Annotated in this window: 11 protein-coding genes; 1 reads left to right on the forward strand and 10 read right to left on the reverse strand. The window is 43.9% G+C overall.

The window, feature by feature from the left end; translation table 11 throughout:
* The 8 genes from rodA to leuS form a co-directional block, all read right to left on the reverse strand.
* Nucleotides 1–1,113 (reverse strand): rod shape-determining protein RodA, encoded by a 1,113-nt coding sequence (gene rodA / locus BM739_RS18410; protein ID WP_076543098.1) that lies wholly within the window; start codon nt 1,111–1,113, stop codon nt 1–3.
* Nucleotides 1,110–2,966: a penicillin-binding protein 2 gene (gene mrdA, locus BM739_RS18415; RefSeq protein ID WP_076543099.1), complete on the reverse strand. Its 1,857-nt coding sequence runs from the start codon at nt 2,964–2,966 to the stop codon at nt 1,110–1,112. The genes rodA and mrdA overlap by 4 nt, the downstream gene beginning before the upstream one ends.
* Nucleotides 2,967–3,061: 95 nt before the next feature.
* On the reverse strand, nt 3,062–3,532 hold the full coding sequence (gene rlmH, locus BM739_RS18420; protein WP_076543100.1) for a 23S rRNA (pseudouridine(1915)-N(3))-methyltransferase RlmH: 471 nt from the start codon (nt 3,530–3,532) through the stop codon (nt 3,062–3,064).
* Nucleotides 3,532–3,861, reverse strand: coding sequence for a ribosome silencing factor (gene rsfS, locus BM739_RS18425; RefSeq protein WP_076543101.1), 330 nt, complete (start codon nt 3,859–3,861; stop codon nt 3,532–3,534). Before rsfS ends, rlmH begins: the two co-directional genes overlap by 1 nt.
* A 119-nt stretch (nt 3,862–3,980) precedes the next feature.
* A complete protein-coding gene (nadD, locus tag BM739_RS20680; protein WP_076543102.1) occupies nt 3,981–4,853 on the reverse strand; it encodes a nicotinate-nucleotide adenylyltransferase in 873 nt (290 codons plus the stop codon).
* Complete coding sequence (gene holA / locus BM739_RS18435; RefSeq protein ID WP_076543103.1) at nt 4,850–5,881, reverse strand: DNA polymerase III subunit delta; 1,032 nt, start codon at nt 5,879–5,881, stop codon at nt 4,850–4,852. The genes nadD and holA overlap by 4 nt, the downstream gene beginning before the upstream one ends.
* Nucleotides 5,881–6,375, reverse strand: a complete 495-nt coding sequence (gene lptE, locus BM739_RS18440; RefSeq protein WP_076543104.1) for an LPS assembly lipoprotein LptE — start codon at nt 6,373–6,375, stop codon at nt 5,881–5,883. The genes holA and lptE overlap by 1 nt, the downstream gene beginning before the upstream one ends.
* 136 nt (nt 6,376–6,511) lie before the next feature.
* On the reverse strand, nt 6,512–9,091 hold the full coding sequence (gene leuS / locus BM739_RS18445) for a leucine--tRNA ligase (protein ID WP_076543129.1): 2,580 nt from the start codon (nt 9,089–9,091) through the stop codon (nt 6,512–6,514).
* 120 nt (nt 9,092–9,211) lie between these two features.
* Here leuS and BM739_RS18450 point away from each other — a divergent pair, with 120 nt between their 5' ends.
* On the forward strand, nt 9,212–9,712 hold the full coding sequence (locus tag BM739_RS18450) for a zinc ribbon-containing protein (RefSeq protein ID WP_076543105.1): 501 nt from the start codon (nt 9,212–9,214) through the stop codon (nt 9,710–9,712).
* 87 nt (nt 9,713–9,799) lie between these two features.
* Here BM739_RS18450 and lnt read toward each other — a convergent pair whose 3' ends face one another.
* A complete protein-coding gene (gene lnt, locus BM739_RS18455) occupies nt 9,800–11,326 on the reverse strand; it encodes an apolipoprotein N-acyltransferase (RefSeq protein WP_139326917.1) in 1,527 nt (508 codons plus the stop codon).
* A 43-nt stretch (nt 11,327–11,369) separates the two neighbouring features.
* The gene (corC, locus tag BM739_RS18460; RefSeq protein WP_076543107.1) at nt 11,370–12,248 is read right to left on the reverse strand and encodes a CNNM family magnesium/cobalt transport protein CorC; all 879 of its coding nucleotides are present in this window, start codon (nt 12,246–12,248) and stop codon (nt 11,370–11,372) included.
* Nucleotide 12,249: the final 1 nt, after the last annotated feature.

Here is a 12,249-nt window from a genome sequence, read left to right on the forward strand (position 1 = left end):
TTACCTGTCCACAAAGCGTCTATGGGTATGAATACTCATCAGAATGCCAAAACCTATCATCAATGTCATCATCGAGGTACCGCCATAACTGATCAAAGGTAAGGGCACTCCCACAACAGGTAAGATGCCAGACACCATACCAATGTTGACGAAAATATAAACAAAGAAGGTTAAGGTAATACTGCCTGCCAGTAAGCGAGCAAAGGAAGTTTGCGCTCGCGATGCGATAACCAAGCCGCGGCCGATGATATACATATACAGGGCAAGTAACAGTAAACTGCCAATCAGGCCAAACTCTTCACCGATCACAGCAAAGATAAAGTCGGTATGACGCTCGGGTAAAAATTCTAGCTGTGATTGTGAGCCTTGCAGCCAGCCTTTACCCCACAGACCACCCGAGCCAATGGCGATTTTCGATTGAATAATATGATAACCCGCGCCGAGAGGGTCGCGCTCAGGATCAAACAAGGTCATAACCCTAGTGCGCTGATAGTCGTGCATTAAGAAGTACCACAGTACCGGTAAAAAGGCTAAAACCGCGGCCACACAACTGCCGACAATAACCCAGCTCATGCCTGATAAAAACAGCACAAAAATCCCCGAAGCGGCGACCAAAATTGAGGTACCTAAGTCAGGTTGCTTAGCGATCAGTAAGGTAGGAATTAGCAGAATAACCAAGCCACCGGCTAAATAACGTTTTTTTGGTGGTAGCGGAAATTTACTGATGTACCACGCCATAGTAATAGGGAAGGCGAGTTTGATAAGCTCTGATGGCTGAAACTCCATAAAGCCTAAGTTTAGCCAGCGCTGTGCGCCCTTATTTATGGTGCCGAAAAAGTGTACCCCAAGCAGCAGGATGATACCTGCCACGTAAATGGGTAAAGCCCAGCGCCTGAGAATTTCAGGGTTTATTTGGGCAAAGATAAACATGACAAATAATGACAAGCCAAAGCGGGTTAATTGCCTTTCCATCATGGCAAAGTCTTCGCCGCTGGCAGAATAAATCACAAACAAGCCAAAAATCATTAGCGCGAGTAGGCCGAGCAATAACGGTAAGTCTATGTGTAGTTTTTGCCAAATAGTCTGTTTGTGTGGGTGGTGTGAGGTATTCATTGCTTCACCATCCATTGATCTCGTAACATGTATTCATCCAATAGTGCCCGGGCGACAGGACCTGCATTGACGCCGCCCCAGCCGGCATTCTCAATAACCACTGCAAGAACAATTTTAGGGTTTTCATAAGGCGCGTAGGCAATAATCAAGGCGTTATCTCGTAAAAACTCTGACACGGTATCAGCATCGTATTTTTCATCTTGGGCAACACTAAATACCTGCGCAGTACCGGTTTTCATTGCTGCGGTATATTTGGCATCAGTAAAGCGAGACTTGTCAGCCGTTTTTCGCATCGCTTCGTTAATGATTTCCCAGTTATTATCATCGTTTAATTTTATTGGTTCACGCTCATCAATCGGGGTATCGATTTTAGCGGTGTCATCTTTAAATGATTTTAATAAATGCGGCGTATAACGGGTGCCATGATTGGCTAAAATGGTGGCGGCATTAGCAAGCTGTAATGGGGTTGAGGTCCAGTAGCCTTGACCAATACCCACCGAAATCGTATCACCAATATACCAAGGCTGATTGTAACGCATACGCTTCCAATCTTTTGATGGCATGATGCCGTTCGCTTCTTCGTAAATATCAATGCCACTTGATTCGCCAAAACCAAATTGGTTCATGAAATCAGCAATCTTATCGACACCGACTTTGTAGGCTAAGTCATAAAAGAAGGTATCACAGGAGTCCATAATGGCACTGTATACATCAACCCAGCCGTGACCCCAGCGTTTCCAGTCGCGATATTTACGTTCGACATTGGGGATTTGCCAAAAGCCCGGATCCCAAATTCGGGTTTTATCGCTAATGGCTTTTTGCTCTAAGCCCAGTAACGCAATATGCGGTTTTACCGTTGATGCCGGTGAGTATTGGCCTTGGGTCGCTCGGTTGATAAGGGGGCGTGATTTATCATTAAGTAGTGCGTTATAGGCTTTACTGCTAATGCCATGAACAAATAAATTAGGGTCATAACTTGGGCTTGAAACCATCGCAAGTACGCCGCCATCTTGTGGGTCGATAGCAACCACTGAGCCGCGGCGGCCAGCTAATAGTTCCATGGCTTTTTGCTGCAGCTTTAAATCTAAGGTGAGGTAAATATCTTGCCCTGGCGTTGGCGGGGTCACCTTCAAGGTGCGGATCACGCGGCCACGGTTATTCACTTCTTCTTCAAGGTGACCGGGCGTGCCCAATAATAGGCTTTCATAGAACTTTTCAATCCCCTGTTTGCCAATATCATTAGTGGCGGCGTAATTTTTCCAGGTTCCCGATTTTTCCAGAGATGCGCGATCGCGGGTGTTAATTTTACCCACATAACCCAATACGTGGGTCATTAAATCTTCATAGGGGTAATGGCGTTTAAGGCCAGCTTCGACCCTAAAACCGGGGAATTGATGTTGGTTAACACTGAATGCGGCAACTTGCTCTTCGGTTAATCGGCTTTTGATGGTTAATGGTTTAAAGCGGCGATGATACCGTAATCTTTCAGTGATACTTTCACGTTCTTCTTCAGTAAGGGCAATAACCTCATTGAGTTTATCTAGGGTCGCAGTAATATCTTTAGATTTTTCTGGAATGACTTCTAGGGTATAAAATGGCTGGTTTTCAGCAAGCAGTTGGCCGTTACGGTCGTAGATTAAGCCGCGACTCGGGGCAACGGGCACAACGCGGATACGGTTGTCATTAGAGCGGGTTTCATAATCAGTGTATGAGACAACTTGCAGTTGATAGAGGTTAGACAGTAAAACACTGATGAGAATAAACACGCACAGGAAAGTGAACAAAGCACGACGTTTGAATAGCGACGCCTCGGCAGCGTGGTCGTGCATGGCAATGCGCTTTTTTGGCGACACTTAAGCTTTCTCCGATGAGATTCAGGCTAATAAATTCAGATTTGTTATATTAGCTGAATTAGCTTTGCTTTTACCAGAGCCTTGACCAATAAGGTTTACTCTCTATGGTAGGGGTGGTTATTATTTATACTCCATGCTCGGTAAAGGCTTTCGGCAACCAGTACACGAACTAATGGATGGGGCAAGGTGAGGGCGGATAAACACCAGCTTTGGCTTGCAGCAGCTTTGCATGCTGGCGCAAGACCTTCAGGACCGCCAATCAATAAACTGACATCACGGCCATCAAGCTGCCATTTGCTGAGTTGCTCGGCAAGTTGTGGGGTTTCCCAGTTCTTACCAGGCAAGTCTAGGCTTACAATGTGATTGCCTTTGGGTACTGCTGCTAGCATTAGTTCGCCTTCTTTTTGAAGAATGCGTGCTATATCAGCATTTTTACCGCGCTTTCCTGCGGGGATCTCAATCAACTCTAACGCCATATCACGAGGAAAACGACGTTGGTATTCTTCAAATCCGCGGGTTACCCAATCTGGCATCTTGGTGCCAACAGCAATCAGTTGTAACTTCATTATGCGTTGTTTTCAGACCATAGTTTTTCTAGATCATAAAACTCACGTGTTTGGTCTTGCATTACATGTAAGATTACGCCACCTAGATCAACCAGTACCCATTCACTGCTCTCACGACCTTCAACACCTAATGGTTGTAAGCCTGCAGTTTTAGATTCAACGATCATGTTTTCCGCAATTGCGCGGACGTGTGTTTTTGATGTGCCAGAGCAAATAACCATAAAATCAGTGATTTGTGATTGTTCTGCAACGTCTAATACCACAACGTCTTTGGCTTTCAGGTCATCGATTTTATCGATAACAAAATCTTTTAATTCCGTGCTCTGCACGTCACTTACCTCGATATATAAAAATAACGGGGCATTATACGCAAAATACCTATGCTAGCGCAATTGAAGCTGAAATTGATTTTAACAGTAGCGATTTTTGAGGCGGGAATTACCAGGGCTTAACGGTAAAGTTGGTGTTGTAAAATATAGGCTTGGATGCACGCTGGCAGTTTTTTATTTAATGAGCTTTTTGCTAATTTTAAAGAGCCTTCAGCGGTTAAATGAGAGCCATCAGCGGATAAATGAGCGCCTTCAGCTAATTTTAAAGAGCCTTCAGCGGTTAAATGAGAGCCTTCAGAGGTTAAATGAGCGCCTTCAGCTAATTTCAAAGAGTCAGCAGCAGAAAAATGAGAACCTTCAGCAGAAAGATGAGCGCCTTCAGCGATTAGTTTCGTGCTTTGGCTGGATAAGTGAGCTTCGTTAGCCATTAACTTGGCCAGTTGCGCCCTTATTTCTGTGGAGGAGATATCTTGCAAGGTCACTTCAACTGGAAATATATTGCCAACTTTAGCCTCTATCAACTCAGCTTGCTGATAATCGACTTGCTTTTGTTTAAGCAGTTGCATCATCGGGTGGTCATGGCTCGCTGACCAACCAGGGCGGCGACAAACCACCAAATGGCACAGCTTAAATAATTGCTGCCATTGATACCATGACGCGAGCTGAATAAAAGAGTCTGTGCCCATAATGAAATAAAATTGATGCTGGGGATAACGCTGGGTTAGTAGCTCAAGGGTGGTCACAGTGTAAGATGGACTATCACGATTAATTTCGATATCACACACTTCAAACTCATCATATTGCTGACAAACTAACTCTGCCATAGCTAAGCGTTGCTCACTGCTAACTTTGGTGGTTTGTTTGTGGGGCGGGATATGATTGGGCATTAGCCAAACTTTGTCTAAATTTAGCTGTTGTTTTACTTCAATGGCAGGTTTGATATGACCATAATGAATGGGATCAAAGGTGCCGCCTAAAATCCCAATCTTCATGTTTGCAGTTCTATATGGGCTAATCGTCTGTGGGCATTAGGATCAAATAACAGGCTTAAATGGCTGATTGCGGTCCAATCTTCTACTCCATGCTGCTTGAGATTGCGCTCAATTTTTGAGGCAAAGGCGAGCATATGTTCGATTTGACTGAGGGTGAGTCGAGTTAATGCCGCTTGATAAAAGGGTTTACGCTTATCCCAAATACGATGTTTAGGCCATAAACTATTCAGTTGCTCGCCTTGCTCTACTGCAGTTTTTAAACTGAGTAATACATTTAGCTCTTTAAACAATGCCCACATTAGAATTGGCATCGCAGTGCCTTCAGCATTAAGCTGCACTAACATATGCTGGGCATGTTTTTGGTGGTTTCCCAGCAGCGCATCGGTTAATTGAAACACAGTAAAGCGCGACTGATCTTCAAAATAATCGTTTAAATGATCGCTATGGATTGGCTTATCAGGGCTGAGTAATTGCAATAGCTGTAAGGCTTGCTCAGCGGCCAACAAATTACCTTCAAACAAGTTAAACAGCATGGCTTTGGCGTCCATCTGTACCTGTAACTTGTAAAAATGAATACGATTATCTAACCAGCGCTGGAACTGTTTTCCTTCAGGGGTAGCGCAAGGTAAATAAATACCATCGCTATCAAGGGACTTAAACCATTTGCTTTTGGTTTCAGCAGATATCTTTGGCCCATGGATAATCAGAATAATATCCGGATTAGGATTTTGCATCATGGCAGTTAACGCTGCCGAGCCTTCGGTGCCTGGTTTTGCTTGGGGAAGCGTCAATTCGATGATGCGGCGACTGGCAAATAAACTCATTGATTGCCACTCTTGTAGCAAATCATTCCAGCTAAAGCTGTTGTCTTGAGTTAAATGTACCCGCTCTTCAAAACCTTGTTTTTTAGCCGCGCTGAGAATTTGCGCTTTGCAGTTTTCAATTAACCACGGGTCGTCACCAAACAGTAAGTAACAACCATGGATATTTTTGAGATGCTGATTTAATTGATCTGGGTAAACCCGCATCAATTCACCTCGATTGAGGCCAGAGTTTGGATAATATTATCAGCCGCTTGAATACGCATTTCTTTGACTAACATCTCCATTTCTCGGCTTTTTGCTAGTGCAGTACGCGGATCGTCTTGATAATCACGGCGAATTTCAGATACGAATCGTTGTGGCTCGCTGCCTGGTAACATCACAGCGTAATTAACCACATAAATAAGCTCATACTCAGCTACGTTACCCGTAGGATATAAAGACAGGGTTGCACGCTCTAGTGAGTCATTGATGAGGCTTAAAGTAGGGGTTTCATCTGATGCTGGTACGGTTGCCACACGGTGAATACGAAGGCGCTCATTAACCAGACGTGTCAGTTCACTGTATTGATCATTGGAACGCAGGTGCAATTCTTCCAGTTCGGCAGGAATTGAATAGCTACGTTGTAATTTAAAGCCGCAACCAGCACTGGTCATAATGACGAGCGCCAACAAGGCCAAGTTAATGCGTTTAATTAGCATCACTGTTTTTGGCATCCTTTAACTGTACATGCATAAGATGGGTATTCGGTCACATCTTTAACTTTATGAAGGCGACGAATGACGAGATTAATTGCTTGTCATTGGTCACCTTCAATCTATCGTTACTTATAAATGATTAATTAGCAACGATGTTTAGCAGTTTACCTGGTACATAAATCACTTTGCGTACGGTGACGCCATCGGTAAATTTTTGTACGTTTTCATCCGCTAAACCTAGGGCTTCAACTTCTTCTTTAGCAGCATCTGCAGCTACTGTGATTTTAGCACGCAGCTTACCGTTAACTTGCACGATAATCAGCTTGCTGTCTTCAACTAGTGCAGACTCATCAACAGTTGGCCATAGGCTATCTTCGATATCCGTTTGGTTACCTAAGGCAGTCCACATGCTAAAACAAGTATGCGGGATGATTGGGTAAAGCAAACGTGTTACTGCTGATAATGCTTCTTGCATCAGGGCTCTGTCTTGCTCATTAGCAGACGGGGCTTTTTGCAACTTGTTCATCAGCTCCATGATAGCGGCAATGGCGGTATTGAACATTTGACGGCGTTCAACATCATCACTGACTTTAGCAATGGTTTTGTGTAATTCACGACGAAGCGCTTTTTGATTGTTATCAAGTGCTTTAGGGTCAAGCTCAACCACATCACCTTGAGCGATATGATCATGAGCTGTTTTCCAAAAACGCTTAATGAATCGGTGCGCGCCTTCAACACTTGATTCTTGCCACTCAAGGGTTAACTCAGGTGGGGCTGCAAACATCATGAATAAACGCACGGTATCAGCACCGTATTTATCAACCATTTCTTGTGGGTCGATACCGTTATTCTTAGATTTAGACATCTTGCTCATGCCGGTATAAACCAGTTCATGACCTTCACTGTCTACCGCTTTAACAACACGGCCTTTGTCGTCAGTTTCTTGTACTGTAACGTCAGCAGGAGAAACCCAAACGCGGGCGCCTTTCTCGTTGTTATAGTAATAAGCATCAGCTAATACCATACCTTGCGTAAGCAAGCGTTTTGCTGGCTCATCAGAGTCAACTAAACCAATATCACGTAGCAGCTTGTGGAAGAAGCGGAAGTATAGCAAATGCATACAAGCATGCTCGATGCCGCCAATATATTGATCCACAGGTAACCAGTAGTTCGCTTTAGCTGGATCAAGCATTTGATCTGCGTGCGGGCTACAGTAACGCGCGTAGTACCAAGATGATTCCATGAAGGTATCAAAGGTATCCGTTTCACGTAGTGCTGGCTGACCATTTACCGTGGTTTTAGCCCACTCTTTGTCAGCTTTAATTGGGCTTTGAATACCATCCATTACCACATCTTCAGGTAATACAACCGGCAGTTGCTCAGCTGGTGTTGGCATTACTGTGCCATCTTTAAGCGTAACCATAGGGATAGGAGCGCCCCAGTAGCGTTGACGCGATACACCCCAGTCACGTAGACGGAAGTTCACTTGACGCTTGCCTTTACCTTCAGCGGTTAGTTTGGCATCAATAGCATCGAATGCCGCTTGGAACTCTAAGCCGTCAAACTCACCTGAATTAAATAGCACGCCTTTATCAGTAAAGGCAGCTTCACTGATATCCACATCGCTATCAGCTGGCTTGATCACAGCTTCAATGGTTAAACCGTATTTTTTAGCAAACTCGTAATCGCGTTGATCATGCGCTGGAACTGACATTACTGCGCCAGTACCGTAGTTCATTAATACAAAGTTACCGACCCAAATAGGCACTTCTTTGCCAGTTAATGGGTGGATTGCATTAAGACCAGTCGCAACGCCTTTCTTTTCCATGGCAGCCATAGCCGCTTCGGTAGTATCAACGTTTTTACATTCTTCAATGAATGCAGCAAGCTCTGGGTTATTCTTTGCTGCAGCTTCAGCAAGTGGGTGACCACTGGCAATAGCAACATAGGTTACGCCCATCACGGTATCAGGACGAGTGGTGTAGATATCAAAGCTATCGTCACTGCCAGCAACACCGAAGGTCATTTCAATCCCTTCACTGCGGCCAATCCAGTTACGTTGCATCGCCTTAACTTGCTCAGGCCATTCATCTAACTGATCGATATCGTTTAATAGCTCTTCAGCGTAATCGGTGATTTTAATGAACCACTGAGGGATTTCTTTTTGAACCACCTCAGTGTCACAACGCCAGCAACAACCGTCTTGTACTTGCTCGTTAGCCAGTACTGTTTCATCATTTGGACACCAGTTAACTGAGGCGGTCTTTTTGTAGACTAAGCCTTTTTCAAATAACTGGGTGAAGAACCATTGTTCCCACTGGTAGTATTCAGGGGTACAAGTCGCGATTTCACGACTCCAATCATAACCAAAGCCTAATAGCTTAAGTTGGTTCTTCATGTAGTCGATATTTTCATAAGTCCATGGCGCAGGCGCAGTCTTATTATTGATTGCGGCATTCTCTGCAGGTAGACCGAATGAGTCCCAACCGATAGGTTGTAACACATTTTTACCTTGCAAACGTTGGTAACGAGCAACAACATCACCTATGGTGTAGTTACGGACGTGTCCCATGTGAAGTCGGCCTGATGGATAAGGGAACATAGAGAGACAGTAAAATTTCTCTTTGTTTTCATCTTCAGTGACTTCGAAGGTTTTTTTGTCTTCCCAGTGCTTTTGCACCAAGGCTTCAATTTCTGAGGGATTATATTGCTCTTGCATCACTCTATTCCGGCCAATGCCGCCCATTGTTTGATCTAGCGCTAAAAAGCGCGAGTAAGATCTGCATAGAATAAACTAGAAGTGATGCATTAAAAAGGTTCAGATGAAGGAGTATTTACTATGAGTGGACGAAGTTCAGCGTTATTAGCACTATATAAGACGCTTTTCGAGCAAGTTAAGAAACAATATGATGAAGATAACTCATTGACTGCAAAGAGCCTTTTTGCTTCTGTGACCCAGTGTAAAGATTATTTGCAATTAAAGTCAGCAGCCGATGCTGAGGAGCTTGCTTTAGCAGAAGATTTTTTAAAGCGTGACATCGCCAGCTACATAAAAGAGGAAAATGCCGATAACCTCAGTTTTAGTCCAACTGTCATTGGCATTGAAAACACCTTATGGCACTGGTTGGGTGAAATTACTGATCGCAGCCAAGTTGAGTGGCATGAAATTGCCCAAGACTTTAAGCATCAGGGTTTTTATATGTCAGGTGAGGTGATTAACCAAGGTAAGGTGATTTGTACTGAGTGTAATCATGAAATGAAAATTGAATTCCCCAGTATTATTCCTGATTGCCCGCAGTGTGATAATGAAATGTTTACTCGAGAAGCGCTAACGCCTTAGTATCTTTAAAACAAATAATGCCGATGACCAATGTAGACATTGGGCATCAGCATTATAATAAAGTGAGTTCAGATGAGCTTAACTGCGTTAATTTCTCTTGGGCTTACAGCATAAATATTTGTGTGTGAAGCCAAATAATATCAATAAGCTACATAATATAAGTAACGGTGTTTGGCCAAGGCGCTTAAACCAGGTTTCGCCGTCATATAAGGCAACGTCAGCCACTAACACCCCAGCTTTAAATTGAGGTAGTTGGTGAGTGATACGACCTTTGATATCAACCACTGCGGTAACGCCGTTATTGGTAGCCCTTACTAAGGGGCGTCCTAACTCAATTGCGCGCATTTGGGCAATTTCCATGTGTTGCAGTGGCCCGATAGAGTCACCAAACCAGGCATCATTGGAAACCGTCAGTAAGAAGTCGGTATCTTCATTGACGTTAGCCCGTAACTGCTCAGGAAAGACGATTTCGTAGCATAAAGCCGGCGCCACTTGATAACCTAAAGCATTAAGGTTTTTTTGCTCATAGCTGCCACGCGCAAAGGATGACATGGGTAAATTAAAAAACGGGGCTATTGGGCGTAACAGACTTTCAAAGGGGACAAACTCACCTACTGGCAACAGGTGATGTTTCTTGTAATCATTAATGCCACTTCCAACATAATCGCCCTCAGTCTGCTGAGGGTGATAAGCATTGCCCAATACAATTAATGAGTTATAAAAGTCATTTTTTTGCAGGCTAATAATACCGGTAATAATGGCGCTATTATTTAAATTAGCGACCTTGTCGGTATTATGTAAAAAGTCTGCCACCATAGCTTCAGGCGCGGGAATCGCGGCTTCAGGCCAAATGACAATATCAGCATCAAAGTTAGGCCGACTTAAATCCATATATTTGAGTAAAGTTGGCCATAGTGCGTCAGGCTCCCACTTCATACTTTGCTCAATATTGCCTTGTACTAAAGCCACTTTAACCGTTTCATTTCGTGGGCTAATTTCGGATATGTGCGGCGCAAGGTAAGTGCAGATAAATATCAATGGGAAAATGATGATAGCACTGGCAAAACGTTGATATAACACCAGTGCGATACTGCCACAAACCAGTGCGATAACATAACTTAAGCCTAATGCGCCAATGATACTACCAAGCTCTGATAATGGTCCTTGGGTTTGACTGTAGCCTGCCCATAACCAAGGGAAACCGGTGAGAACCCAACCGCGCATCCACTCGGTAAATACCCACAGCGCAGGAAATAACCCTAAGTAACGAAAATAAACTTGCCAGCCTTGAGTTTGCTGATGTTGGGACAGTTTAGCAGTGAGATAACCTGCTAGCGCTGGAAATAAGGCCAGATACAGCGCCAATATTGCCATTAATGCCATTGATACTATTAGCGGCAAACCACCAAAAGTATCAATGCTGACATGTACCCAACTAATGCCAAATGCAAAACAGCCAAAGCCAAAGCTTAACCAGTGAAAGAAGTTTTCTTTCGGGGTTAGGCTGCGACTTTGCCATAACACAAACAGCATTGCTGCGGGGTAAAAAGCCCAGATAGCGTAGGGTGCAAAAGCAAGTGTGGTTGAAGCACCTGCAACAAATGCAGTCACCATTTTAATCACTGATGACTTGGAAAGTTTATTTTTTAGCACAGAGTTAGTCGTCGAGTTCTTCTAGCTGTTTTTGATCGGGTAACTTCACACTAAGTTGAATCAAACGTCTGGTGTCGGCATTGGTGACTTTAAACTCGATATTATCGATAACCACAGTTTCATTTCGCTCTGGTAAGTGACCAAATGCGTGTGAAACTAAGCCGCCAACAGTATCAAATTCTTCGTCGCTAAATTGAGTGCCACAAGCATCATTAAATTCATCAATCGGTGTTCGTGCTTTAATCATAAACACGGTATTACTGATCTTTTTGATTTCGGTATCTTCTACTGAGCTATGATCGAACTCGTCTTCGATTTCACCGACGATTTCTTCTAAGATATCTTCAATCGTCACTAGACCGGATACACCGCCATATTCATCGACCACAATGGCCATATGATATCGCTGAGAGCGGAATTCTTTTAGCAGTACATCAACGCGTTTGCTTTCAGGCACAACAACCGCAGGTCGTATGACTTGATGCAATGAGAAAGGTTGAGCTGATTGTTTAAAACCATATTTAAGTAAATCTTTTGCAAGCAAAATACCTTCAATATGATCTTTATCCTCGTTGACCACTGGAAAACGGGAGTGTGCAGACTCGATGACTGTTTCTAGTAGCTCTTCAACAGTGCTATCGATTTGCAATGTGACTATTTGGCTTCGAGGGATCATGATGTCGCGTACCCGCAACCCTGATACTTCTAATACGCCATTCATCATTTCGCGGGTGTCTTCAGTAATTAAAGAGCGCTCTTCTGCGCCGGCAATTACGTCAACTAAGTCTTCGCGATTTTGAGGTTCGCCCTGAAACATCTGACTAATTTTGCCAATCCAGTTCTTCTTACGGGCGTTGGTACTCGGTGGGATGTCGTCACTCATA

This window comes from Shewanella sp. UCD-KL21 (assembly GCF_001957135.1).
Lineage (GTDB): Bacteria > Pseudomonadota > Gammaproteobacteria > Enterobacterales > Shewanellaceae > Shewanella.